The organism is Streptomyces sp. NPDC059852, from assembly GCF_042731455.1.
GTDB lineage: Bacteria > Actinomycetota > Actinomycetes > Streptomycetales > Streptomycetaceae > Streptomyces.
In genome coordinates, this window is record NZ_JBHWJK010000002.1 from 103,936 (window position 1) to 129,234 (window position 25,299).

The 25,299-nt window shown below is 73.7% G+C and carries 19 protein-coding genes and 1 riboswitch; of the genes, 9 read left to right on the top strand and 10 right to left on the bottom strand.

The genetic code is table 11. The features are described 5' to 3' along the window. Window positions 1–483: 483 nt before the first annotated feature. From ACFV46_RS02805 to ACFV46_RS02825, 5 genes are all read right to left on the bottom strand, one after another. Entirely contained in the window at window positions 484–1,410 is a 927-nt protein-coding gene (locus ACFV46_RS02805) for a hypothetical protein (protein WP_385496808.1), read from the bottom strand. A 229-nt stretch (window positions 1,411–1,639) separates the two neighbouring features. Next, the gene (locus tag ACFV46_RS02810; RefSeq protein ID WP_385496809.1) at window positions 1,640–2,803 is read right to left on the bottom strand and encodes a VWA domain-containing protein; all 1,164 of its coding nucleotides are present in this window, start codon (window positions 2,801–2,803) and stop codon (window positions 1,640–1,642) included. A 169-nt stretch (window positions 2,804–2,972) separates the two neighbouring features. Continuing rightward, the gene (locus ACFV46_RS02815) at window positions 2,973–3,140 is read right to left on the bottom strand and encodes a hypothetical protein (RefSeq protein ID WP_385496810.1); all 168 of its coding nucleotides are present in this window, start codon (window positions 3,138–3,140) and stop codon (window positions 2,973–2,975) included. Then, window positions 3,137–5,569, bottom strand: coding sequence for a DUF5682 family protein (locus ACFV46_RS02820; protein ID WP_385496811.1), 2,433 nt, complete (start codon window positions 5,567–5,569; stop codon window positions 3,137–3,139). The genes ACFV46_RS02815 and ACFV46_RS02820 overlap by 4 nt, the downstream gene beginning before the upstream one ends. A gap of 207 nt (window positions 5,570–5,776) precedes the next feature. Further along, window positions 5,777–6,907 carry an AAA family ATPase gene (locus ACFV46_RS02825; RefSeq protein WP_361925784.1) on the bottom strand — a complete coding sequence of 377 codons (1,131 nt, stop codon included), beginning with the start codon at window positions 6,905–6,907 and terminating at the stop codon, window positions 5,777–5,779. Window positions 6,908–7,052: 145 nt separating this feature from the next. Between ACFV46_RS02825 and ACFV46_RS02830 the strand changes: the two genes are divergently transcribed. Next, window positions 7,053–8,408, top strand: coding sequence for an SWIM zinc finger family protein (locus tag ACFV46_RS02830; protein WP_385496812.1), 1,356 nt, complete (start codon window positions 7,053–7,055; stop codon window positions 8,406–8,408). 136 nt (window positions 8,409–8,544) lie between these two features. Next, window positions 8,545–10,179 (top strand): DUF5691 domain-containing protein, encoded by a 1,635-nt coding sequence (locus ACFV46_RS02835; protein WP_385496814.1) that lies wholly within the window; start codon window positions 8,545–8,547, stop codon window positions 10,177–10,179. A gap of 242 nt (window positions 10,180–10,421) precedes the next feature. Here the strand turns inward: ACFV46_RS02835 and ACFV46_RS02840 are convergent, their stop codons facing one another. Beyond that, window positions 10,422–10,838, bottom strand: a complete 417-nt coding sequence (locus tag ACFV46_RS02840; protein WP_062663918.1) for a cobalamin B12-binding domain-containing protein — start codon at window positions 10,836–10,838, stop codon at window positions 10,422–10,424. 654 nt (window positions 10,839–11,492) lie between these two features. Here ACFV46_RS02840 and ACFV46_RS02845 point away from each other — a divergent pair. Further along, window positions 11,493–12,350 carry an esterase/lipase family protein gene (locus ACFV46_RS02845; protein ID WP_385496815.1) on the top strand — a complete coding sequence of 286 codons (858 nt, stop codon included), beginning with the start codon at window positions 11,493–11,495 and terminating at the stop codon, window positions 12,348–12,350. Window positions 12,351–12,620: 270 nt separating this feature from the next. After that, window positions 12,621–14,174 (top strand): M23 family metallopeptidase, encoded by a 1,554-nt coding sequence (locus ACFV46_RS02850; RefSeq protein WP_385496817.1) that lies wholly within the window; start codon window positions 12,621–12,623, stop codon window positions 14,172–14,174. 76 nt (window positions 14,175–14,250) lie between these two features. Here the strand turns inward: ACFV46_RS02850 and pcrA are convergent, their stop codons facing one another. Next, window positions 14,251–16,734, bottom strand: coding sequence for a DNA helicase PcrA (gene pcrA, locus ACFV46_RS02855; RefSeq protein ID WP_361925776.1), 2,484 nt, complete (start codon window positions 16,732–16,734; stop codon window positions 14,251–14,253). Between the two features lie 342 nt (window positions 16,735–17,076). After that, window positions 17,077–17,237, top strand: a riboswitch (cyclic di-AMP (ydaO/yuaA leader). A 7-nt stretch (window positions 17,238–17,244) separates the two neighbouring features. On the opposite strand from pcrA, the gene ACFV46_RS02860 reads away from it, so the two are divergent. Both ACFV46_RS02860 and ACFV46_RS02865 read left to right on the top strand, forming a co-directional pair. Continuing rightward, window positions 17,245–18,399: an NlpC/P60 family protein gene (locus ACFV46_RS02860; RefSeq protein ID WP_376729476.1), complete on the top strand. Its 1,155-nt coding sequence runs from the start codon at window positions 17,245–17,247 to the stop codon at window positions 18,397–18,399. A gap of 195 nt (window positions 18,400–18,594) precedes the next feature. Further along, on the top strand, window positions 18,595–19,599 hold the full coding sequence (locus ACFV46_RS02865; protein ID WP_376729475.1) for a tellurite resistance/C4-dicarboxylate transporter family protein: 1,005 nt from the start codon (window positions 18,595–18,597) through the stop codon (window positions 19,597–19,599). Here ACFV46_RS02865 and ACFV46_RS02870 read toward each other — a convergent pair. After that, complete coding sequence (locus ACFV46_RS02870) at window positions 19,577–19,930, bottom strand: hypothetical protein (RefSeq protein WP_361925770.1); 354 nt, start codon at window positions 19,928–19,930, stop codon at window positions 19,577–19,579. The two genes, ACFV46_RS02865 and ACFV46_RS02870, sit on opposite strands and share 23 nt — an antisense overlap. A gap of 453 nt (window positions 19,931–20,383) precedes the next feature. Between ACFV46_RS02870 and ACFV46_RS02875 the strand changes: the two genes are divergently transcribed. Beyond that, the gene (locus tag ACFV46_RS02875) at window positions 20,384–21,442 is read left to right on the top strand and encodes an NlpC/P60 family protein (RefSeq protein WP_385496819.1); all 1,059 of its coding nucleotides are present in this window, start codon (window positions 20,384–20,386) and stop codon (window positions 21,440–21,442) included. Window positions 21,443–21,456: 14 nt separating this feature from the next. On the opposite strand, the gene ACFV46_RS02880 is transcribed toward ACFV46_RS02875, so the two are convergent. Beyond that, a complete protein-coding gene (locus tag ACFV46_RS02880; RefSeq protein ID WP_055625215.1) occupies window positions 21,457–22,176 on the bottom strand; it encodes a response regulator transcription factor in 720 nt (239 codons plus the stop codon). Beyond that, window positions 22,173–23,462 carry a PspC domain-containing protein gene (locus tag ACFV46_RS02885; RefSeq protein ID WP_376729474.1) on the bottom strand — a complete coding sequence of 430 codons (1,290 nt, stop codon included), beginning with the start codon at window positions 23,460–23,462 and terminating at the stop codon, window positions 22,173–22,175. Before ACFV46_RS02885 ends, ACFV46_RS02880 begins: the two co-directional genes overlap by 4 nt. Window positions 23,463–23,639: 177 nt before the next feature. On the opposite strand from ACFV46_RS02885, the gene ACFV46_RS02890 reads away from it, so the two are divergent. Beyond that, window positions 23,640–25,079, top strand: coding sequence for a PspC domain-containing protein (locus ACFV46_RS02890; protein WP_385496820.1), 1,440 nt, complete (start codon window positions 23,640–23,642; stop codon window positions 25,077–25,079). Further along, complete coding sequence (locus tag ACFV46_RS02895) at window positions 25,066–25,287, top strand: hypothetical protein (protein ID WP_385496822.1); 222 nt, start codon at window positions 25,066–25,068, stop codon at window positions 25,285–25,287. Before ACFV46_RS02890 ends, ACFV46_RS02895 begins: the two co-directional genes overlap by 14 nt. Window positions 25,288–25,299 lie beyond the last annotated feature (12 nt).

Here is a 25,299-nt window from a genome sequence, read left to right on the forward strand (position 1 = left end):
CGCCGCGGGGGGGCTACACCCCCCACATGGGCTCAACCCCCCGGCCGGTCCGCGGGGCCCGGACCCGAACGACCGACGGCTTTCGGCCGTCCGGGTCCGTCCACCCGCGAGTCGGATGGCCGGCGTTCTTGATGACGCCGGGGGTTGCGCCGGGGGGTGCTGCGCAGGCTGTGCGGGCCGTGCGCCGGCGCCGACCGGGGCGCTCGTGCCGGCCGGGGCGCCGGCCCACGGCCTGGGTGCTGCCGGTGTGGGCCTGACGCCGGGGCACGGGCGCCTCACGGTGGCGTCGTCGCCGGTAGCGCGGGGCGGGAGCGCGGGCGGGGTCGTGCCGGGCGGCGATCGGGGCCACGGGGCTGCGGTGCCGTCGACGCGGTACCACGGGCCGCAGGCCGGGAGCCGCGAGCTGTGACGCGGCGCGCCGCGGCAGCGAGCCGCTCGGCGACCGGGTGGGCCCGGGCAGACCGGCAGGCCGTACGGCGTCGGCTAGGCGGGCGACACCGGTACGTCCCCGTACCGGTCCCGTGTCTCGTCCGCCTCCGCCCGGACGGCGGCGCCGGGCACCAGTCGCACCGGAACCCGGCCGTACTCCACGGACACCGCGTGGGCGTCCGCGCACCGGGGACCGTTGTTGTCGCCGCTCGAGCGGCTGCCCGGCACCCCGGCCGGGTGATCCGCCGGTCCCTGCCGCACGGGGCCGTATCCGAACCGTGCGTCCGGCTGCGCGGCGACGGCGTCCATGGCGCCGGACGCCATCTCGTCCGCGCCGGTCCGGACGCGGGCGGCGAGTGACTGGGCGCCGTGCGGGTCGCCCCAGGGGCCGTACACACCGGGCGATCCCTCGCCGGTACGTCCCGTGCGGTCCCGCTGGTCCCCCGGCTCCTCCGCGGCGGGCTTGTGCTCCGGGGCGGTCTCTTCGGGGGCGGGCGGTGCCGGCCGGTCCGGGACATCGGGACGGTCGGGGTTGCCGGGGTTGCCGGGGTTGTCGGGGAGAGCGGGCAGGCTGGGCGGTTCGGCCGTGGGCGGGTCCGGCAGGCCGGGCACCTCCACACCGGGCCAGTCCGGTGTCCCGGGCGGTGTCGGTGCGGGCGTCGGTGACGTGACCGGGAGGGCAGGCGGCGGGGGCAGCTCCTTCCGCACCTCGGTGAGTACACCGGAGACCGTTTGCTCGACCGTCCGCGTCACGTCCTCGGTCACGGTCCTGACGAGGTCGCGCACGGGCGACGCCACCGAAGTCGCGGGCGGAGCCACCTCCCGGCTCACCACCGGCAGCGTCACCTTGTCGCCGCCCGCACCCTCCGCCGCGTCGGCCCGCTCCCCGCAGAGGAGGCCGAGCACGAACAGGCCCCCGACGAGCAGCACCAACTGGAGCACGCGCGGTGCGGCACCCGGTGAGGCGGCGGGCCGGGACACGGTGGCGGTCCTCCCGTGGGGGTGGGCGAAGGACAGGGGACGCCGGGTGTATGCGCTTACGGAACACGCCACACCGCTGGCGGAACGCCGATCCTCGCACGCCCCTCCCGAGGTCGCGCAAGCCCTCGGTGACCGATGGGCGCGCATGTCCGTTTTGCTGCCCGGAGTCCACGAGCGGCGGCCCGCGGTCCCGCCGGTGACGGCCCGCCATCTCGCCGATGACGACCCGTCAGGGGGTGTCCGGCACCGGGATCGCACGCTTCTCGATGGCCGCCGCCATCACCTCCGGGAACAGGTCGGGCGTGCAGGCGAAGGCCGGCGCGCCCAACGCCGCGAGCGCCGCCGCGTGTTCACGGTCGTAGGCGGGCGCCCCTTCGTCGGACAGCGCCAGCAGCGCCACGAACTGCACCCCCGACGCCTTCATCGCCGCGACCCGCTTGAGCATCTCGTCGCGTATGCCGCCCTCGTACAGGTCGCTGATCAGCACCACCACCGTCTCGGCGGGCCGGGTGATCTGCGACTGGCAGTAGGCGAGCGCCCGGTTGATGTCCGTGCCGCCGCCGAGCTGGGTGCCGAAGAGGACGTCGACGGGATCGTCCAGCTGGTCGGTCAGGTCGACCACCGCCGTGTCGAAGACGACGAGCCGGGTGTCGATGGACCGCATGGACGCCAGCACGGCCCCGAACACCGACGCGTACACCACGGACGCCGCCATCGACCCGGACTGGTCGATGCAGAGGACGACCTCCTTCTTCACCGACTGCGAGGCCCGCCCGTAGCCGATGAGCCGCTCCGGCACGATCGTGCGGTACTCGGGCAGATAGTGCTTGAGGTTGGCCGCGATCGTCCGGTTCCAGTCGATGTCGTGGTGGCGGGGCCGGTTGATCCGGGCGCTGCGGTCGAGGGCGCCGGTGAGGGTCGCGCGGGTGCGGGTGGCGAGCCGCTTCTCCAGGTCCTCGACGACCTTGCGCACGACGGCCCGGGCCGTCTCCTTCGTGGTCTCCGGCATGGCCCGGTTGAGCGAGAGGAGCGTGCCGACGAGGTGCACGTCGGCCTCGACCGCCTCCAGCATCTCCGGTTCCAGCAGGAGCGTGGACAGACCGAGCCGGTCGATGGCGTCGCGCTGCATGACCTGGACGACGGAGGACGGGAAGTAGGTCCGGATGTCGCCCAGCCAGCGGGCCACGGACGGTGCCGACGCGCCGAGCCCCGCGGAGCGGTCCTTGCCCGTCTGCTTCTTGTCTCCTCTGCCGTAGAGCGCGGTGAGCGCTCCGTCCATCGCGGCGTCCTTGCCGGAGAGCGCGCAACCGGTGCCGTCGGCGTCGTCCCCGCCCAGCACCAGCCGCCAGCGGCGCAGCCGCTCGCTCGCCGGGTCCCTCAGTTCGGTCGTCATCAGCGTGTCCCCCTTCGACATCGTTCCCGCCACCGGTTCGTCCGCGTGCTCCCCTCGCGGCCCCTGCGTGCCGCCCGCTGCGTCACCGTCACGCCCTCTCGCAGCCCCTGCGCGCCGCCCCCTGCGTCACCGCCACGCCCCCCATGCACCCCGTGCGCCGGCACCTGCCTCATCGCCGCGCCCCCTCGTGGTGCCGACGCTCCCACAGCGGCATCACCAGCACCGTCCGGGGCGCCGCCGCCCTTCCCTGGGCCGGGGTCCGGCGCGGCAGCCGCGCCGCACTCGTCGTCCCGGGGCCGGCGTGCTCCCCGCGCTCCAGCAGTCCCTCGGTCGTCATCCCGTCGCCCCCACCAGGTCACCGGCGGCGGGGCGGCCGCGCCCGGCGGCCCCGTCCTCCGTCCCGTCCAGTCCCAGCAGCAGGCGTACGACCGGCACCACCGCGTCCGCCCGCTCGAGATCCAGCTCGTCGGCGAAGCCGGGTATGCCGCCCCCGGAGGTGCCCACGCCCTGCCGCTCCCCCGGTCCGCGCCGGACCAGCTCGCCGAGCGTGCGCCGGACGCCCGGCTCGTACGCCGAGAAGGTGCGCCGCAGCAGCGGCAGCACGTCGGTGAACGCCTCCGCCGGCACGCCCGTCAGCCAGGTGTCGACCAGGCCGAGCAGCCGCTCGTCGTGCACCAGGAGCATCCCGCCGCCGGACCCCCCGCCGACGAAACCCTCGATCCACGCCGCCGCGTCCCCCGGCGGAGTCCCCGGCGACAACGCCAGCCCCATCAGCCGCGCGGCGTCCTCCTGCCGCAGCTCCCCGTCGTCCAGGAGCAACCGCACCGCGCGGCCCCTGATGACGCCGGGCACGGTGTCCCGGCCGCACAGCACCCGCAGCACCCCGTGCCAGCGCGGCCGCATCCCGGTCACCGCGTCCCCGAGCAGCCCCAGGGCCCCGTGCACCGCGTCCACATGGCGCCGCATCTCGTCCGCCGCATCGGTGTCGAGGCCGACGCAGGCCGGGGGGAGGCCGACGAAGACACGCTCGGCGAGTCCGGCCGCCACCTCCGCGAGCGCGCCGGTGTCGGTGCCGCGGACGTCGCCGTACCGCAGGGAGCGCACCAGCGCCGGCAGGGCCTGCGCGAGATGCCCGACGTCCGCGTCGAGTGCCGCCCGGTCGGCCAGGACGCCCATCACCACCGGCAGCGCGTCCGGCAGGTCCGCCAGCAGGCAGCGCTCCGCGAGCGCCGTGACGTCGGCGAGCCCTTGCGCGGCGACCGCGTCGGCCTCCGCCTTGGCGGTGGCCGCGGCGAGCACCGTGGTCCCCCACACGCCGGCCTCGGCGACCCGCACCGCCAGCTCCGGCTCCCAGCGCAGCCGCCATGTCTCCCGGAAGGTCCCGGTGCTTCCCCGCGACGCGGCCGGCTCGCCCCACGCCACACCGAGCAGCCGCAGCCGGTGCAACAGCCTGCTGCGCTCGGCGTCGTTCTCCTTGCGCAGGTCGAGTTCCAGCTCCCGCTCGAGCGCCTCCGGCCTGAGCCGCAGCCGGCGCTGGATCCGGTCCAGGTCCCGCTGGAGCGGCACGGCCGGGGCCGCCTCCGGCACCTCCCCCAGCACATCGCCGACGACCAGCCGGTCCCGGATCAGCTCCAGCGGCACGTCGGAGCCCTCGCACATCACCGCGCGGATCGCGTCGGTGGTCTCGCTCAGCCCCGGCAGCGGGCGGCCGCGCATCGCCGCCAGCGTCTCCGCGAGGCGGACCGCCTCGATGACGTGCGCCGAGGAGACGATGCGGTCCTCCTCGCGCAGCAGTCCGGCCACCTTCGTCATCCAGCGCTCGACGGGCCGGTCGGGCGCGCCGAACAGATGCCCGTACCACCCCGGCGAGTCGATGCCCGCGCCGTAGCCGCTGGCGCGGGCCAGCCTGCGGTGCGTCCACGGCACCCAGGTCATCTCGGCCTTGACCTTGGGCAGCCCCTTCAGCAGCGCCTTGTCGGCGGTGACCGTGCTCTTCCGCCGCAGCGCGGGCACATGCCACGCCCCGCACACGACGGCCACGTCGTCCCCGAACTCGCGCTGGGCGGCGCGCACCTGGAGGCGCATGTACGCCTCGCGCACCAGATCACGGTCGTGTCCGCCGCTTCCGTACACCTCCCGCAGGGCGGCCATGGCCTCCTCCAGCCCCTGGAAGGGCGCGAACACGTCCCCGCCGGCCGTGCCCCGGTGCTCGACGACGTCCTCCCACCAGCGCTCGGGATCGTCGTAGCCGGCGGTCTCGGCGAGCACGGCGAGGGGATCGACGCGGACGTCGGCCGCGGTGTCCCCGGCGGCGGCCTCCGTGTCCTCCGTGCCCTCCTGGCCTTCCTGCCGGGCAGTCGCTTCGGGCTCCGTTTCGCCGTCCCTGTGCCACGCCAGGGTGTGCGTGGCGGGCAGGTCGATGAAGCGGGCCGGGACCTGGTGCTCCAGGGCCCAGCGGAGGGCCACCCACTCCGGTGAGAACTCGGCGAGCGGCCAGAACGCCGAGCGGCCGGGCTCGTCCACGGCGTGGGCGAGGAGGGCGACCGGCGGCCGCATGGCCTCGTCCCCGGCGAGCGGCACCAGGGCGTCGGCCTCGGGCGGCCCCTCGATCAGCACGGTGCGCGGCCGCGCCGCGTCCAGGGCCGCGCGGACCGCCCGCGCCGAACCCGGCCCGTGGTGCCGCACCCCGAGCAGCAGCGGCCCGGCGGGCCGGGCTCCGGAACCCGCCCGCACGCCGTCGCTCGTGGTCTCCTCAACGCCTGTCACTTCGACCCCCTCGCTCCGTGCACCGTCTGTCCCCCGTTCACACCGCGCCCCGCCCCCTCGCCGCTCAGCCGGGCTGTGCGGCTCGCGGCGTCGTCCCTCGCGTCGCCCGGCGGCCGCCGGGCCCCGGCCGGCCGGACGCGCCGCCCGGCTTCGATCCCCCGCCCGGCTTCGGCCCTCCGCCGGGGCGACCCCATCCGAGGTCGTCGCTCACGCGCTCACCTCCCGGCAGGCGCGGTAGAAGTCCGTCCAGCCGTCCCGCTCCCGGACGACCGCCTCCAGGTACTCCTGCCAGATGACCCGGTCGGCGGCCGGATCGCGGACGACGGCGCCGAGGATGCCCGCGGCGACGTCCCCCGGCCGCAGCACGCCGTCGCCGAAGTGGGCGGCCAGGGCGAGGCCGTTGGTGACGACGGAGATCGCCTCGGCCGTCGAGAGCGTGCCGCTCGGCGACTTCAGCTTCGTCCGGCCGTCGGCCGTGACCCCGTCACGCAGCTCACGGAACACGGTGACCACCCGGCGGATCTCGTCGATGCCGTCGGGCGACGCCGGCAGATCGAGGGAGCGTCCGATCTGGTCGACGCGGCGGGACACGATGTCCACCTCGGCGTCGGCGCTCTCCGGCAGCGGCAGCACGACCGTGTTGAAACGGCGGCGCAGCGCGCTCGACAGGTCGTTGACCCCGCGGTCCCGGTCGTTGGCGGTGGCGATCAGGTTGAACCCGCGGACGGCCTGCACCTCCTGCCCCAGCTCCGGTATGGGCAGGGTCTTCTCCGACAGGATCGTGATCAGGGTGTCCTGCACGTCCGCCGGGATGCGGGTCAGCTCCTCGACCCGCGCCGTCATCCCCTCGGCCATGGCCCGCATCACCGGGCTGGGCACCAGCGCGTCCCGGCTGGGGCCGTGCGCGAGCAGCCGCGCGTAGTTCCAGCCGTAGCGGATCGCCTCCTCCGGGGTGCCGGCCGTGCCCTGTACGAGCAGCGTCGAGTCGCCGCTGACCGCGGCGGCCAGATGCTCGGAGACCCAGGTCTTCGCGGTGCCGGGCACGCCGAGCAGGAGCAGGGCGCGGTCCGTGGCGAGCGTGGTGACGGCGACCTCGACGATGCGGCGCGGGCCCACGTACTTCGGGGTGATCACCGTGCCGTCCGGGAGGGTGCCGCCGAGCAGATAGGTGGCCACGGCCCACGGCGACAGCTTCCAGCGGGCCGGGCGCGGACGGTCGTCCTGCGCGGCCAGCGCGGCCAGTTCGTGGGCGAAGGCGTCCTCGGCGTGCGGTCGCAACGCCTGGGCCTCCTCCGTCGCCCCCGTGTCGACGGACGTCGGCTCAACGGACACAGTCATGGCAAAGTCCCCCTCCAGCTCAGCCGGTTCGGATCTGGGTCCCACCCTGCACCACCCCACTGACAACGCGTCCTGACCTGCGAGAACGCGATCACCGGCCGCTGCGCCAGACCGATTGTCAGTGGCGGGATCTACCGTCGGAGACATGACTCAGCAGGGGGTCCGCTGGACCGCGGACCAGGTGCTGGCACTGGCACCTGACGCCGCATCACGCAAAGCGGGAAGCAAACTCGGGGCGGCCGGGCCGTGGTCCGAGGCGGGGAGTTCCGACGAGGGGACGGTGTGGGGACTGTGCAAGGGCAGTGGCAGCAAGCCGTATCAGACGGTGATCGACCTCGCGGACGCGTCCGGCCCCGCGTACAAGTGCAGTTGTCCCAGCCGCAAGTTCCCGTGCAAGCACGCGCTCGGGCTGCTGCTGCTCTGGGCCGGCGGGGACGGGGCCGTGCCGGACGGGCAGGCGCCGGACTGGGCTGAGCAGTGGCTGGCGGGCCGGCGGCAGCGCGCCCAGGAGAAGCGGGCGGCGGGCCCCGCGGGCTCGTCCGCGGCCGCCGCCGATCCGGAGGCGGCCCGGCGCAGGGCCGAGCGCCGGGCGCTGCGGGTCACCGCGGGGGCGACGGAGCTGGAGCAGCGGCTCGCCGACCTGCTGCGCGGCGGGCTCGCGGGCGCGGAGCAGGCGGGGTACGGGCTGTGGGAGGAGACGGCCGCCCGGATGGTCGACGCCCAGGCGCCGGGGCTGGCCGCGCGGGTGCGGGAGCTGGGTGCGATACCGGCGTCGGGTCCCGGTTGGCCGGTGCGGCTGCTGGAGGAGTGCGCGCTGGTGCACCTTCTCGACCAGGGCTGGCTGGGCCGTGAGCGCCTGTCCGACGAGCTGGCGGAGACGGTCCGCTCCCGGATCGGCCTGCCGTCCTCGGCGGACGGTCCGCCGGTGCGGGACCGGTGGCTGGTGCTCGCCCAGTACGACACGGCGGACGTGAAACTGACGACGCGCCGGATCTGGCTGCACGGCGCCGACTCGGGCCGCACGGCCCTCCTTCTCTCCTACGGTGCGGCGGGCCGCGCCCCGGAACTGTCGCTGCCGGTGGGACTCGCGCTCGACGCGGAGGTGGCGGCGTACGGGGGCGCCGGGCAGGTGCGGGCGGCCCTGGGCGAGCAGTTCGCGCCGCCGGCGCCCACGGAGGTCCGGCCGCCCGGGGTGACGACGGTGGAGGCGGCCGCCCGGTACGGCGAAGCGCTGCGCCACGACCCGTGGCTGGACTCGGTGCCGGTCACCCTGGACCGGGTGGTGCCCGTCCCGGACGGCGACGGGTGGCAACTGGCGGACGCCAACGCGGACTCGGCGCTGCCGCTCACCGCGGCCGCCCGTTCCCGGCCCGGGCTGTGGCGGCTGGTCGCGCTGTCGGGCGGGTCACCGGTCACGGTGTTCGGCGAGTGCGGCCACCGAGGTTTCACACCGCTCACGGCCTGGGCGGAAGGGATCGGAGAGGCGGTGCGCCTGTGGTGACGGCCGGACGGCGCCCGTCCCACGGCGCGCGCCCATCACGCCCCGTCGGCCTCCAGTACGACGGCCACGCCCATGGCGACGGCCACGGCATCGGCCACGGCATCGGCATCGGCATCGGCAGAGAGGGTCGAACGACATGAACAGCCCTTCCCTTCCCGTGGACTCCCCGGCGCCGGACGCCTGGGAGGAGCTCGTCACGGCGGCGTTGCTCGGCACGGACCGGCGCACCCCGCCGGGCTGCCCGCCCGGCCCGGAGGCTCCGGTCGCACTGCTGGACCGGGCGGCGGTGGAGACCGTCCGCAGACGGGCCGGACTGCGTCCGGCGCGCGCTGCGGAGCGCCCGAAGCCCGCCCCCGAGGATCCGCGTCCGGCGCTTCCTCCGGCGGCGGCCCGCCGGCTGGCGCTGCTGCTGGCGGACCGACCGGGTGCGGGCGGTGGCCGCCGGGGCTCGGCACCGGACCTCATGGAGCTGCTGCCGCAGTGGCTGGCCGCGGCCAACGAGCGGGGCTTCGCCCCACCCGCGCAGGCGCTGCCCGCCTTGCTGGACGCCGCCCGGGGACGCACGGATCTGCGGCCGGCGGCCCTGACCTTCGCGGGCCCGCGCGCGGTGTGGCTGGCCCGGCTGAACCCGGACTGGCGGTTCGCGCTGCGCACGGCGCCCGGCGGGGGCACCACGCTGCCGTCATTGGAAGACCCGGCGCAGGTGGAGCAGTTGTGGCAGGAGGGGCTGTTCGCCGAGCGCGTCGCCCTGCTCGCCGCGATCCGCGCGCGGGAGCCGTCGGCCGCGCGCGAGCTGCTGACCACGACGTGGGCGACGGAGCGGGCCGAGGACCGGCTGATGTTCCTGGACTCGCTGCGCACCGGGCTGGGCCCGCAGGACGAGCCGTTCCTGGAGCAGGCGCTCGGCGACCGCAGCCGCAACGTCCGTTCCACGGCGGCCGAGTTGCTGTCGGCCCGGCCGGGCTCGGCACTCGCGGCCAGGATGGCGGTCCGGGCCGGGGCGTGCGTGGCCGTGGACCACACCGGGGACACGCCGACCCTCACCGTGGAGGCACCGCACGAGTGCGACGCGGCCATGGAGCGCGACGGCGTGGTGGCCAAGGCTCCGACGGGCCGGGGTGAACGGTCGTGGTGGTTCGGTCAGTTGGTGGAGGCGGCCCCGCTGGACGCCTGGGCGGGGCGGCTCGGCGGGCGGACACCGGAGCAGATCGTCGCCCTGCCGGTGGCGGACGACTGGCAGGGCGAGCTGCACGCGGCCTGGTGCCGGGCGGCGGTACGGCAGCGGGACGCCGCGTGGGCGCGGGCGCTGCTCGGCTCACCGGCGGCACCCGAGGCGGGCGGTCCGGGAGCGGTGTCCCTGGCGGAGCGCGCGAAGCTCCTGGCCACGCTCGACGCGGGCGAACGGTCGGAGTGGGTGGCCGGCTTCATCGCGACGCACGGTCTGTCGGAGGCGTTCCAGTTGCTGGGCGTGTGCGCGGTGCCGTGGAGCGGGCCACTCGGACGCGCGGTGGTCGACGCGCTCAACATCGCGCGGGACGCGGGGAGTTACCCGTGGTCGTTCAGTGGGGTGATGGGCCTGGCCGAGCGCTGCCTCGACCCGTCGGAGGCGGCCCGCCTCGACGGCCTCCTGGCGATACCGGACGAACCGGAGGACGCGTCCCCCGGAGCGACGGGCTACTGGGCGGAGTCCTTCCAGCGCCTGGTCACGACGCTGCGGCTACGCGCCACGATGATCGCCGAACTGGACGGCAGGGAGCCGTCCCAGGGCTGAGGACACCTGGGCGCGGGCGGCCCGGGCCGACGGGACGCGGGCCCGGGGAGGCGGCGAGGAGATGGAGGGGAGGCGGCCGGGCCTGGACCACGCGGGCCCGAACCGGGCCGAGGGACCGGCCCTGGGCAGGACGACCAGCGTCGCGGTCCGTCCCAGGGCACTGTCACCCCTGGCGACGGCCACGCCCGGCCGGCGCCCAGCCCACCCCGGGCCGGCGCCTACGCCTACGCCTACGCCTACGCCTACGCCCCCGCAGGCTGCCGTACGTTCTCGCGGACCCAGTCCACGATCGACTGCGTCGTGGCGCCCGGGGTGAAGATCTCCGCGACGCCCTTCTCCTTCAGCGGGGCGATGTCGGCCTCCGGGATGATGCCGCCGCCGAAGACGAGGATGTCCTCCGCCTCGCGCTCCTTGAGCAGGTCGATCACCGCGGCGAACAGCGTGTTGTGGGCGCCGGAGAGGATGGACAGGCCGATCGCGTCGGCGTCCTCCTGGATCGCCGTGTCGACGATCTGTTCCGGGGTCTGGTGGAGGCCGGTGTAGATGACCTCCATACCGGCGTCGCGCAGCGCCCGCGCGATCACCTTCGCCCCGCGATCGTGGCCGTCGAGCCCCGGCTTGGCGACCACCACGCGGATCGGACCGGCTGCCACACCCATCACTGCCTCCATGAAGCGACTACATCCATCCGTACCGACACGTACCGCTCATGTATGAGGTATGCCGTGCTCGGCCTACATGTCATACATGGTGCACGTATCGCACTGTCCGTCACCCGCTCCGGCACGCTCCGCGCCGGACGTGCGACGACCGCACGGACGCCCGGGCCACACCGCCCGGAAGTGAACGCACGTTATCTCCAGCATCCCGCAACCGGCAGTTTCGCGGTGCTGACCGAGGGGGAAATCACACGTGGGACACGTTCGCCGCGCAGGTTCCACTCATCGCGGCACACGCGCCGCGTCCATGAGCGGTGCGCGCGTCGCGGACGGGACCCCGCGCACAAGGAGCCGCAACGAGGTCGTCGCACCACCGCGCCACCGGACGGCGCGCCGTTGGTGATGCGACACGTCGGCGGTGGCACGAAGGGCACACAGGGCAGGTAAGGCACGACAGAGGGAGCTCGTCGCCCCACCGGCGGCAAGCCCCCTCAGGTCATCGGCGCCGCACGGCCGCCCGGGCCGGCGCACCTCTCACGCCTCGCTCACCCCGCTCCCCTACCGCTGACCACCCGCCGGCCGCCTCCGCCGCGACTTCCCACGAGGGCACACGGGGGCCGGAGCCGTCTCCTGCGTGCCACAAGGAGGTCGGCCATGAAGGTCACCAGGGCACTCCCCTTTTCCCCGCTCTGCCGACGCCTGCTCCCCAGCGGGCTCGCCGGCCTCTCCCTCACCCTGCTGAAGGCGACCGCCCTGGAGATCGCGATCCTGGCCGGCCATGTCCTGCTGTATCCCTCGGGCATCGCCCAGGAGCGCCGCTCACCCGGCACGCTCCCCGCGCGGGACACCGCCCAGCTACCGGCCGAGGTGACCCCACCCGTCGTCCTGCTGCACGGCTTCATCGACAACCGCTCGGTGTTCGTCCTGCTGCGCCGCAGTCTCGCCCAGCACGGCAGGCACCAGGTCGAGTCGCTCAACTACTCCCCGCTGACCTGCGACATCCGCACCGCCGCCGAGTTGCTCGGCCGGCACATCGAGGGCATCTGCGAGCGCACCGGCAGCAGCCGGGTCGACATCGTGGGGCACAGCCTCGGCGGGCTGATCGCGCGCTACTACGTGCAGTGTCTCGGCGGCGACCTCCGGGTCCGCACGCTGGTCACGCTCGGCACACCGCACTCCGGCACCAGCGTGGTCCCGCTGGCCAACGCACATCCGGTCGTGCGTCAGATGCGGCCCGGTTCGGCCGTCCTCGAGGAGCTGGCCCGGCCCGCTCCCGGCTGCCGTACGCACTTCGTGAGTTTCTGGAGCGACCTGGACCATCTGATGGTCCCGCTGGAGACGGCCCGCATCGACCATCCCGACCTGATGGCGCAGAACGTGCTCGTCACGGGCATCGGCCATCTCGCGCTGCCGGTCCACCCGGCCGTGGCGACGGGCATACGGCAGGCCCTGGACACCGCCCACACGGACGCGGGGACGCCCCGGGAGGCCGGTGGTCTGACGGTGGCGTGAGCGGTCCGGCGCCGGCCGGTCACGCTGCGTGGAACGGCGGCGTCCGCCCCAGCCGTCCCGGGACCGCCCAACGGCCCCCGGAACACCCACTCAGCCTCGAACACCCTTCGAACACAAGGCCAAAGTCGCGCCCACTGACCGCCAAAACACGGCCGAATGCCCGTTTCCTGCGCGCCTAAAACCTGCCGAAGATTGTCGCGCCCGCGTACCGCCGGGTACAGTCGCCGCACTGCTCTGGCAGCCCCTGTTGTCGAGGCGAGAGAGAAGTTGGTGAACGATCGTCACCCGTCGGGGACCATGACCTCCCCGGTCTCGGCCTCCGATGCCGCCTCGGCGCACTACGCGTCGTACGGCGCTCAGGAAGCCCCCTACGGTGACGCGAGCGCGTACGGCACCTACGACGCCACCGGCTATGCCGCCGGCCACGCGACCACGACGTTCGACGCGGATCCTCTCTTCGGCAGCCTCCCCGGTGACGGCACGGGCGCCTACGACGCCACGCAGTGGTCCACCGGTACCCACTCCACGCAGTACGACACCTACGCGGGCGATCAGCAGCACACCGCGTACGGCACCGGCGCGTACGACACCGGCGCCTGGACCGCCGAGCACGAGCGTCTCGACTTCGTCCCGCAGCAGGCCAACGGCCATGACGCGTCCGGGCAGTGGGACGCGCACGCGTGGCTCCAGCCCGACCCGTCCGGCGCCGCCCCGGCCGACCCCACGCAGCAGTGGGAGTGGGGCACGCAGACCTATGACACCGGCGCGTACGACGCCACCCAGTGGAACTCCGACGGCGGCGCCGCTCCGGCCGCCGACGCGTACGAGCCGGCAGCAGAATCCTTCGACCAGCAGACGACCGCGCACTTCGAGCCGGTCGAGCACGCGTCCTACGACCCGGCCGCCTACGACGAGCAGGCCACGTACCAGGACCCGGCGGCGTACGAGAACGAGACCGGCTACGACGAGCCGGTCCAGGACGCCTCCGACCCGGCCTCGACAGGCCAACTCCCCGTCGTCGAACCGCTTCTGGACGACCAGGAGGAGATCACTCCGGCCCCCGCGCCGCGTGCCGCCTCCCGCGGCGGGGCGCGCTCCCGCCGCCGTACGCCTCCCAAGCGCTCGGCGCTGCTGACGATCGCCGTGCCGTCGGCGTGTGTGATGGGTGTGGCGGGCATCGCCGCCGCGTCCGTCGGTGACTTCACCGACGAGAAGGAACCCACCACGCTGGCCGCCGAGGGCGACGCGGTGAAGCCGTCCGCGGCGAACAACAAGCTGGACAGCCAGCTCGAGAGCCTCTCCGCCGGCGCCGACGACTTCGCCGACCGCGCCAGCCGGACGCAGGAGCGCATCGACCTCAAGGCCCAGCAGGCGGCCGAGAAGCGGAAGGCCGCCGAGGAGGCGGCCCGCAAGGAGCGGCTGCGCCCGAAGTTCGCGATCCCCGTCGCGCAGCACGGCCTCAGCGCCTACTTCGGCCAGGCCGGCATCAACTGGATGTCGGTCCACTCGGGCATCGACTTCCCGGTCTCGTACGGCACCACGGTGCTGGCCGCGACCGACGGCACCGTCCGCACGCAGTGGAACAGCGCCTACGGCAACATGATGATCGTGACCGCGAAGGACGGTACGGAGACGTGGTACTGCCACCTCTCCACCTACCGCGTCGCCTCCGGTACGACCGTCAAGGCCGGCGACCCGATCGCGTACTCCGGCAACTCGGGCAACTCCACGGGCCCGCACCTGCACTTCGAGGTCCGGCCCGGCGGGGGTTCGGCGATAGACCCCCTGTCCTGGCTGCGCAGCCACGGCCTGGACCCCACGTAGCCGCCCGCTCGGCGAAGCAGAAGCAGACACGGCCCCCGCGCCTTCCGGCTACGGGGGCCGTCTTCCAAGACACCCCCTAGAGCTTCTCCACCGGCGCGTACCGCAGCAACAGCCGCTTCGGCTTGGTGTCGCCGAAGTCGATCGTCGCCTCGGCGTTCGCGCCCGTGCCCTTCACGGCCATCACGGTGCCGAGGCCGAACTGGTCGTGGGTGACCCGGTCCCCGACCGCCAGCTGCGGGATCGGCTTCTCCGAGGTGCGCCGCGTGGCGAAGCCGGACGCGCCCGACGCCGAGGAGCGCGAACGGGACGAGGACAGCGACGCCGCCACACCGGAGGCGGGACCGGACGACAGGGGCGAACTCCCGCCCTTGCGCTTCCAGTCCACGTGCGCGGGCGGGATCTCCTCCAGGAACCGGGAGGGTGGGTTGTACGACGGCTGCCCCCAGGCGCTGCGCATCGCCGAGCGCGTCAGGTACAGCCGCTCCCGCGCACGCGTGATGCCGACGTACGCGAGCCGCCGCTCCTCCTCCAGCTCCTTGGCCTGGCCGAGGGCGCGCATGTGCGGGAAGACGCCGTCCTCCATGCCGGTGAGGAAGACGACCGGGAACTCCAGGCCCTTGGCGGTGTGGAGGGTCATCAGGGTGATGACCCCGGAGCCGTCCTCCTCCTCGTCCGGGATCTGGTCGGAGTCGGCGACGAGCGCGACCCGCTCCAGGAAGGCGGCGAGCCCGCCGGACTCCTCGCCCTCGGCCGCCTCCTGCTCGAACTCCAGGGCGACAGCCGCGAGTTCCTGGAGGTTCTCGATGCGGGTCTCGTCCTGCGGGTCGGTGGAGGACTGCAACTCGGCGAGGTAGCCGGTCCGTTCCAGCACGGCCTCCAGGACCGTCGCGGGGCCCGCGCCGGACTCGACGATCGTGCGGAGCTCCTCCATCAGCGCGTTGAACCGCTTCACGGCGTTCGTCGACCGCGCGGCCATACCGTACGCCTCGTCGACGCGCCGCAGGGCCTGCGGGAAGCTGATCTTCTCCCGCTGCGACAGGGCGTCGATCATGGCCTCGGCGCGCTCGCCGATGCCGCGCTTGGGGACGTTCAGGATGCGGCGCAGCGGGACGGAGTCCTCGGGGTTGGCCAGGACCCGCAGGTAGGCCAGGACGTCCCGGACCTCCTTGCGCTCGTAGAAGCGCACACCGCCGACGACCTTGTAGGGCAGCCCGACGCGGATGAAGACTTCCTCGAAGACACGGGACTGGGCGTTCGTCCGGTAGAAGACGGCCACGTCGCCGGCCTTCGCCTCCCCGGCGTCGGTCAGACGGTCTATCTCGTCGGCGACGAACTGCGCCTCGTCGTGCTCGGTGTCCGCGACGTAGCCGGTGATGCGCGCGCCGGCGCCCGCGTTGGTCCACAGGTTCTTGGGCCGGCGGGACTCGTTGCGCTCGATGACGGCGTTGGCGGCGCTGAGGATGGTCTGCGTGGAGCGGTAGTTCTGCTCCAGCAGGATCGTCGTCGCGTCCGGGTAGTCCTCCTCGAACTGGAGGATGTTGCGGATGGTGGCGCCCCGGAAGGCGTAGATCGACTGGTCGGCGTCACCCACCACGCACAGCTCGGCGGGCGGGACCTCGGCCTCGGGCGGTACGTCTACGGGGTGCTCGGAGGTGCCGACCAGCTCGCGGACCAGGGCGTACTGCGCGTGGTTGGTGTCCTGGTACTCGTCCACCAGCACATGCCGGAACCGGCGGCGGTAGTGCTCCGCGACGTCGGGGAAGGCGCGCAGCAGATTGACCGTCGTCATGATCAGGTCGTCGAAGTCGAGGGCGTTGGCCTCCCGCAGCCGCGACTGGTAGAGCGCGTACGCCTGGGCGAGGGTCTTCTCGAAGCCGTCGGTGGCCTGGGCGGCGAAGTCCTCCTCGTCGATCAGCTCGTTCTTCAGGTTGCTGATCTTGGCGCTGAACGACTTGGGCGGGAACCGCTTCGGGTCGAGGTCGAGGTCCCGGCACACGAGCGCCATCAGGCGCTTGCTGTCGGCGGCGTCGTAGATCGAGAACGACGAGGTGAACCCGAGCTTCTTGCTCTCGCGGCGCAGGATGCGGACGCAGGCGCTGTGGAAGGTCATCACCCACATCGCGTTCGCGCGCGGTCCGACGAGCTGCTCGACGCGCTCCTTCATCTCGCCGGCGGCCTTGTTGGTGAAGGTGATCGCCAGGATCTGGCCGGGGTGCACGTTCCGCTCGCCGAGCAGGTAGGCGATGCGGTGCGTGAGGACACGCGTCTTGCCGGATCCGGCTCCGGCCACGATGAGCAGCGGGGTGCCGGAGTGGACGACGGCCGCACGCTGGTTCTCGTTGAGCCCCTCCAGCAGCGCGGCGGCGTCGAGGGCCGGGCGCGGGGCGCCGTCGCGGTAGTAGGCGTCGCGGTCCGGGGGCACGTCGAACTTCCCGCCGAACAGATCGTCCGGAAGCGACTCCGGAGTGTGATCGTCCTCGGGCGGTGGCGGGGGCTCTTCCCCGTGGGCCCGTGGGGCCTGGAGGTCCGCCAGGAAGCTGTCGTCAAAGAGGCTGCTCATCGCTCTCCGAGTCTAGGCGGCCCCACCGACAACCGGCCGCCGCCTCGAGAACATCACACCGCCCGGTCCGGCACCCCGACCGCCCGGTCACCGTACGAAGTCACCCCATCACGTCACACACCGGTCGGATGAAGCGCGTGATCCTTGCCTGAAAAGGACAGACAACACCAACCGCACCGGAACGGCATCAGTCACCCGCCCGCTCCCCCTCCACCCGCTCCCCTGACCGAAGGTCACGAAAATGTATCGGGCATATCGCACATCAACCTTCACAGCGGCCACACCAGTTGGCTACCGTGCCGGGCAGGCCGTACGACCCCCACCGGCGAACGACGCCGGGCCGCACGGCCTCCGCCGAGTCCGGTGCGTCCGGAGCCGGGGACCCACCGAACTTGGGGTGAATCGGCCCGACCTCCCGTCCTGGGAGCGGCCGTAGGGCAACCCTTCCGAACCACCCGCCCGAACCCGACAGCTAACTCGGCAGGCGGAGCGTGGAAGGAGTCGCCTCCCTTGGCGTCGCACCGCAAGTCGCGTCCCTCCGGCACGCGCGTGGCAGGCATACGGACCCCCGCGCTGGCCACCGCGGCCCTCACCTCCGTGGCCCTGCTGTCCCAGACGGCCCAGGCGAGCCCGTCCGCCGACGACCGCCCGAGCCTCGAAGAGGTCGAGAAGAAGGTCGACGACCTCTACCGCCAGGCGGAGTCCGCCACCGAGAAGTACAACGCGGCCAAGGAGAAGACGACCAAGCAGCGCAAGCGCGTCGACACCCTCCTCGACGACGTCGCGCGGCGCACGCAGAAGCTCAACGACGCGCGCGAGGAGCTGGGCCGCAACGCCGCCGCCCAGTACCGCACGGGCGCCGCCGCCCCGGACACCACGACGTTCCTCCTCGCGGACACCCCCCAGGACTACTTCGACCAGTCCCAGCTGATGAACCGTATGACGGGACGTCAGAAGCAGTCCGTGGACGAGTACTTCACCGAGCAGTCCGCGACGATGAAGAAGCGGCAGGAGGCCACGCGGAGCCTCGAGACGCTCACCGCGTCGCAGAAGAACCTGCGGACCGCCAAGGCGACCGTCCAGAAGAAGCTCGCGGACGCGCGTCAACTGCTCTCCGAGCTGACCGCGCAGGAGAAGGCCCGCCTCGCCGCGATCGAGAAGCGCAAGCAGGAAGAGGCCGACCGCAAGGCCGAGGAGCTGGCCCGGCAGCAGAAGGCGGAGGCCGAGCGCGAGCGCGAGGCGGCCGCACAGCGGCAGGAACAGGGCGGGCAGGAGCAGGGCGGCACCGCCCCGGACGGGTCGTACGCCACGAAGGCCGAGAAGGCGCTGACCTTCGCCCGCACCCAGATCGGCAAGCCGTACGTCTGGGGCGCCACCGGCCCCGACTCCTACGACTGCTCCGGCCTCACCCAGGCCGCCTGGAAGGCCGCCGGCGTCGACATCCCGCGCGTCACCTACGACCAGGTCGAGGCGGGCACGACGGTCCCCGTGTCCAGTGCCCAGCCCGGCGACCTGGTCTTCTTCTACGACGACGTCACGCACGTGGGCCTCTACATCGGCAACGGCATGATGATCCACGCGCCGAAGCCCGGCGCGTACGTCCGCGAGGAGTCGATCTACTACGACGGCGAGTCGGCGATCCACAGCGTGGTCCGCCCGGCGTGACGAACGGCGGGAACGGACGGACCCCACCGGCCTGAGGGTGGACGGCGACAGCGACGCGGGACGGTGCACCTCCTCCACGAGGAGCCCGTCGCCGAACTCGCCGAGGCGTTCACTCGCCGGACGGGCCGTCGATTCACCCACCCCCCGCGCGCGCCTCCACCCGCACGCCGGTGCCGTGCTCCTTAGCATCGGCCCATGCCCGCCGCCACACCCGCGTCCGCGTCCCCCCTGCCCGTCCGGTGGGCGCGCCGTCCCCCCGCCGCCGGGGCCTCGGTCATGGCCACCGGCATCCTCTCGGTGGCCCTGCACCAGACGGGCCACACGATCCTGTCCCGGATCGCCCTCGTCCTGGCGTGTGTCGCCTGGCTCGCGCTCGCCTGCGACTTCGTCGCCCGGCTCCTGTGGCACCGGTCCGCGTGGGTGAGGGCGGCGGTCACCCCGGCCTCGCTCTGCGCCGTCGCCGCGACCGCGGTCCTGGGCACCCGCTTCGCCGCGGCCGGCCGGCAGACTCTCGCCGAGGCGCTGCTGGCCCTCGCCTTCGTGCTCTGGCCGGGCCTGCTGTACGTCGTCGTACGCCACTGGCGGCCGGGGATGCCCGGGTCCGTCTTCCTCGGCTGCGTGGCCACGCAGGGGCTGGCCGTCCTCGCGGCCACGCTGGCCGCCACGGCGGAGGCGGCCTGGCTCGCGCACGCGGCCCTGGTGCTGTTCTGGCTCGGCCTGCTCCTGTACGCCGTGGCCCTGACCCGCTTCGACCGCCGGGAGGTCGTCCGGGGGCACGGCGACCACTGGGTGGCGGGCGGCGCGCTCGCCATCTCGGCGCTGGCCGGCGCCCGGCTCCTCGCGGCCGACGGGCCCGTCCCGTTCCTGTGGAACGACGACGACTTCGACGCGCTGCGCACGGTGACCTACGCCCTCGTCGCCCTGGACCTGGCCTGGTACGTCGTCCTGCTGGTCGCCGAGATCGCCCGGCCGAGGACGCGTTACGACGTGCGCCGCTGGTCGACCGTCTTCCCGCTGGGCATGTCGGCGGCGGCGACGCTCTCGGTCTCCTCCACCCTGGACGTCCCGTGGCTGGAGGTCGCCGGCGAGGTCCTGCTGTGGATCGCGGTGGCGGTGTGGCTGGCGGTCGCCGCGGGCGCCGTACGCCACCACCTCGCGGCCGGTCCCCGGGCCGGTGTCACGTCCAGAGCACGGCGATGAAGACGTTGGCCAGGGTCAGCAGACCCACCAGGCCGAACAGCTTCGCGTCCACCTTCTCCTCGTCCCGCTTCACGTAGACGAGTCCGAGGATCACGACGAGCAGCGCCAGCTTCACACCGATCTTGACGTTGTTCACCGACTGGTCGTCCGCCTGGTTCAGGCCGACCAGGATCACCCCGGTGACCAGCATGGTCAGCGCGCCGTGCAGCATCCCCGGCACGAACCGCGCGGTGCCCCGGCCCATCGCCTTCATCTGGGTGAGGAAACCGCCGAGCAGCGCGGCGATCCCGACGATGTGCAGGCCCACGAAGAGGTGGATGAGTACGTCCATGGGGCCGGAGCCTAACGACCGGCCCGCCCGGTGCCGTCACCGGGTGCGCGACCGATCCGGGCCCGGCCGCGGGGGTGGGCGATCCCGGCCGCGCGGGTGCGCGGGCCCCGGCCGTCGGTGCATATATGCGCCTCATAGCACCCCGCTCCGCCCCTCGCCCGCCGAACCCGTACATCGGTCACCACACAGCGTGAACAAGACGCCGTCTCTTCGGCGTCCCGCTCACTTACGGTCACGCCCGGTCCTCTCCCGGCACTTCCGCACAACGCGTTACCGACTCGACACACAGCGGTTTAGCGTCCTCCCCCAGGTGACCGGCTCCCCACCGCCGCCCGGGCCAGGGGCGGCCGTCGGTCACCACCGCCGAGAAAAGGTCCGGCGGCGGTCCGCTCCCCCTGTGCGGGTCGCCGCCGGACGAGCGAGTCCCCCCGTACGGAAGGACGTGCAGTCCACGTGGCAGCGCACCGGAAACCCCGCTCGAGAACGACCGCAGGCGGCGCGGCCCGCACGGCGCGGACGGCCTGGACGATCGCGCTGGCGGGCGCGGCGACGGCCACGGGGTTCGACGGGACCGGGCACGCGGAGCCTCAGCTGACCCCGGCGCAGGTCAAGGCGAAGGTGGACAAGCTGTACCAGGAGGCGGAGGTCGCCACCGAGAAGTACAACGGAGCGCAGGAGAAGGCCGAGGCGGCCCGCAAGCGGATCCGCACCCTGCAGGACGAGGCCGCGCGCAAGACGCAGAAGCTCAACGCGGCCCGGGAGGCCCTGGGTTCGATGGCGGCGGCCCAGTACCGCGACGGCGGCGTGGACCCGGCGTTCCAGCTCGCCCTCTCCTCCGACCCGGACCGCTATCTCGACGGCGCGGAGTTCGCCGAGCGCGCCGGCCACCGGCAGGCGGCGTCCGTCGCCGAGGTCCGGCGGGAGCTGCGTGAGATCGAGCAATTGCGCGGCGCCGCACGCGTCGAGCTGAAGTCGCTGACGTCACGCCAGGCGGAGCTGCGGCGGCACAAGAAGACGATCACCGGGAAGCTGGACGGGGCCCGCGCGCAGCTGGCGCGGCTGTCCGGCGGTGAACGCGCCCTGGATGGGCGGGCCGACCGCTCCGCCTCCGGAGACCGCACCGCCCTCGCCGCCCCCGGGTCGGCGGCGGCGCAGGCCCCCAACGCACGGGCCGCGGCGGCCGTGTCGTACGCCTACACCAAGCTCGGCAGCCCCTATGTGTGGGGGGCGACCGGTCCGAACGCCTTCGACTGCTCGGGCCTGACGCAGGCCGCCTATCGCGCGGCCGGTGTCTCCCTGCCCCGGACGACCTACAGCCAGATCGGCGCGGGCCGCAGGGTCTCCCGCTCCGAACTGCTCCCTGGGGACCTGGTGTTCTTCTACTCCGGCATCAGCCACGTCGGCCTCTACATCGGCAACGGGCAGATGATCCACGCCCCCAACCCGTCCGCGCCGGTGCGGGTGGCCCCGGTCGACGAGATGCCGTTCGCGGGGGCCACCCGCGTGGCGTGAGGACGGGGCCGGGGTCAGACCAGCCGCCGGGCCGTCGCCCAGCGGGTCAGCTCGTGCCGGTTGGACAGTTGGAGCTTGCGCAGCACCGCCGAGACATGGGACTCGACCGTCTTCACCGAGATGAACAGCTGCTTCGCTATCTCCTTGTACGCGTACCCGCGCGCGATCAGCCGCAGGACCTCCCGCTCGCGCTGGGTGAGCCGGTCCAGGTCCTCGTCGACGGGCGGCGCGTCCGTCGACGCGAAGGCGTCCAGGACGAAGCCGGCGAGCCGCGGCGAGAACACCGCGTCGCCGTCCTGGACGCGGAAGATCGAGTCGACCAGATCGGTCCCGGTGATCGTCTTGGTGACGTAGCCGCGCGCACCGCCCCGGATCACGCCGATGACGTCCTCGGCGGCGTCCGAGACGGACAGCGCGAGGAAGCGGACGGGCCGCTCGGCGTCCGCCATCAACGGGGCGCAGCGCCGCAGCACTTCGACGCCGCCTCCCCCGGGCAGGTGCACGTCCAGGAGGACGACCTCGGGACGGGTCGCGGTGATGACCGTGACCGCCTGGTCGACGTCGGCGGCCTCACCGACGACCTCGACGCCGGTCTCCTCGGTCCGGCCGATCTCGGCCTGGACGCCGGTACGGAACATGCGGTGGTCGTCGACGAGGACCACGCGCACCCGCCGCTCCCCCGCGCTCCCCCCGGTGGACTCCACGGGCTCGCTCGCCTCGGTCGGGTCGCTCATGACGTCTTCTCCGCCCTCTCCATCTCCAGCTCGACCTCCGTGCCGCCGTCGGGCACCGCCCGCAGCCGGGCCGTGCCGCCGTTGCGCTCCATGCGGCCGATGATCGATTCTCTGACGCCCATGCGGTCGGCGGGTATCGCGTCCAGGTCGAAGCCAGGGCCGCGGTCCCGGACGGAGACGAAGACGGTCCTTCCCTCCACCTCCGCGTAGACCTGCACGGCGCCGCCCTCGCCACCGTACTTGGCGGCGTTCACCATCGCCTCGCGCGCGGCCTGCATCTGTGCGGCGGTCTTCTCGTCGAGGGGGCAGTCGCCGACGACGACGACTTCGATGGGGACGCCGTGCTTGTCCTCGACCTCCGCCGCGTTGCGCCGGACGGCGTCGGCGAGGTGCGTCGGTTCGTCCGCCTCGTCCTTGCCGGTGCCCTCGGGTTTGTACAGCCAGGTGCGCAGGTCGCGTTCCTGGGCGCGGGCGAGGCGGCGGACCTCGCCCGCGTTCTCCGCGTTGCGCTGGATCAGGGTCAGGGTGTGCAGCACCGAGTCGTGCACATGGGCGGCGACCTCGGCGCGCTCCTGGGCGCGGATGCGCATCAGCCGCTCCTCGGAGAGGTCCTGGGTCATCCGCACGAGGTACGGGCCCGCGAGGAGCGTTATCCCCACGAGGACGGCGAGTGCGGCCTGGAGGATCGAGCCGAGGTGGGCGGCGGAGCCCTGGAGCACGAAGATGCCGGAGACGCCGGTCGTGACCAGGACGACGCCGGCGGCGGCGCGCAGCAGGGTCAGGGTGCGCCTGCGGCGGCCGACCTCCATCCAGCGGGCCCGGCGCGCGTTGTCCGCCTGGCGCCAGACGAGGGCGACGCCCGCGCCGACGAGCACGGCGGGCAGGAGGTAGGCCTTGGCGCCGTTGCCGACGTCCACGCTGCCGACGAAGACCACGGCCACCACGACCATGAGGAGCAGCGCGACGATCTGCCCCTTGTCCGGTTTGCGGGCGACGAGTCTGCGGCGGCCGTCGGCCGCGGTCTCGGTGGTGAACGGGGACGTGCGCTGGGCGCCGACGCCGCCGACGCCGAGCGGTACGAAGAACCAGAACGCGGCGTACAGCAGGGCGCCGAGGCCGTCCGCCATGAACAGGCCGACGAAGACGAGCCGCACCCAGATGACGGGCAGCCCGAGGTGCCCGGCGAGCCCCCGCGCCACGCCCCCGAGCCAGCGTCCGTCACTGCTGCGGTAGAGCTTGCGCGGAGGCCGCGGTTCGGCGAGGGGCGCTGCTGCGGCTTCCGGCATGCCATCGATGGTCACACGGGCGGCCGATCCGGGCATCAGGGTCGGCCCCCTAGACTCCCCTGATCTTCGGCCCCGGCCACTCGAACGCTTCCCCCCGCACCGCCTCAGGGCGATATCAGGGTCCGACCAGGGTCGTCCCGACTCCCGCCACGCCGACCCGCCCGTCACCATGGACCCATGACAGATCACCAGCACGCCGCGGACTCCGTGCCCGAGCCGGACGCCGTGCCCCCCGCGGGCACCGCGTCCGGCCGGGCGTCCGCGGGCGCCGCGGGTGAGGAACCGCGCGCCCGCACGGGCACGCGGGAAGCGCAGGACGCGGCGGCGGACGCGGCCGCGGCGTCCGGGCCGCCGCACCGGTTCCGGCGGGACCGGCCGCACAAGATGCTGGCCGGCGTGTGCGCGGGTCTGGGACGGCAGTGCGACATGGACCCGGTGATCTTCCGGATCACCCTCGCCGTGCTCTCCGCGACCGGCGGCATCGGCCTGATCTTCTACGGCTTCGCCTGGCTCCTCGTCCCGTACGAGGACGAGGACGAGAACGAGGTGCGCAAGCTGCTCACCGGCCGCGTCGACGGCCACGCGCTGACGGCCGTGCTGTTCGCGCTGGTGGGCTGCGGTGTCTTCCTGACGATGCTGAAGAACGGCGGTGTGCTGGCCTTCGCCGTCGTCCTGTCCTTCCTCCTCGCCGGCGCCGGCTACTGGTCCCGGCACCGCGGCGCCCCCGACCCGGACCCCCTCGCCGCGCAGGCGGTGGCGGACGCTCCGCCGGAGGCGCAGGCGCCGCCGGTCCCGGCCGCCTACCCCTCCTGGTGGCGGGACCCGATCGTGAAGGACGGCACCCATGAGGGCGGCACCGGCTATCTGTGGGGCCCTCAGGACGCCCACGACCGGGACCTGGCGGCGGCGGTCGCGATCGGCCGTGGCACCTGGGGCAGCCGGGAGGAGATACGGGCGCGCCGCCCGGCCCCGCCCCGGCCGCGCGGTCCCCGCCGGATCGGCGGCTGGGTGTTCCTGCTGGCCCTGTGCGCGGCGGCGCTGGGGACGGGCGGGACCTGGCACGACCAGCCGCTCGGTACCAGTCTGCAGACCGGACTGGCCTGTGCCCTGCTCGTGTTCGGCCTGGGCATCGCGCTCAGCGCGTTCCTGGGCCGTACGGGAGCGGGCACCGTCTTCCTGGCGGTCGTCACGGCGGGCGCGCTGGCCGCGTCGGCGGCCCTGCCGAAGGACATCGGCACCCGCTGGGTCGAGACGACGTGGAGTCCGGCGACGGCCGCGGACGTACGGCCCGAGTACGACCTGGGGACCGGTGTCGGCACCCTCGATCTGAGCGGGGTGGCGTTCAAGCCGGACAGGACGGTCGGCACGCGGGCCGATGTCGGCGTCGGCCGGCTGAAGGTGATCGTTCCCAGGGGAGTCACGGTGGAGCTGAGCGTGGACGTCGGCGTGGGCGACATCCAGTTGCCGGGCGACGACAGCCGGGACGTGGACGTGGCGCCGGGCAAGCACAAGGAGCTGACGCTGGAACCGGCGAAGGGCACCAGGAACGCGGGCACGCTGGACCTCGATCTGAGCGTCGGGATCGGACAGGCGGAGGTGAGCCGTGCTGCGTCATGAGTTCCAGCCGGGCCGGCTGGTCGCCGGTGCCTTCCTGACCGCCGCGGGCGCGGTCTTCGTGGGGGACGCGGCGGACGCCTGGGAGACGCCGTGGTTCGCGGTGATCCCACTGGTCGTCGGAGGGCTGTTCCTGGCGGGCGCGGTCGGGCTCGTCGCCCGGGCCGCCCGTCGTCACCGCAGGGCGCCGGGTCAGGAGTCGCGCCCCTGACCCGGGCGGAGG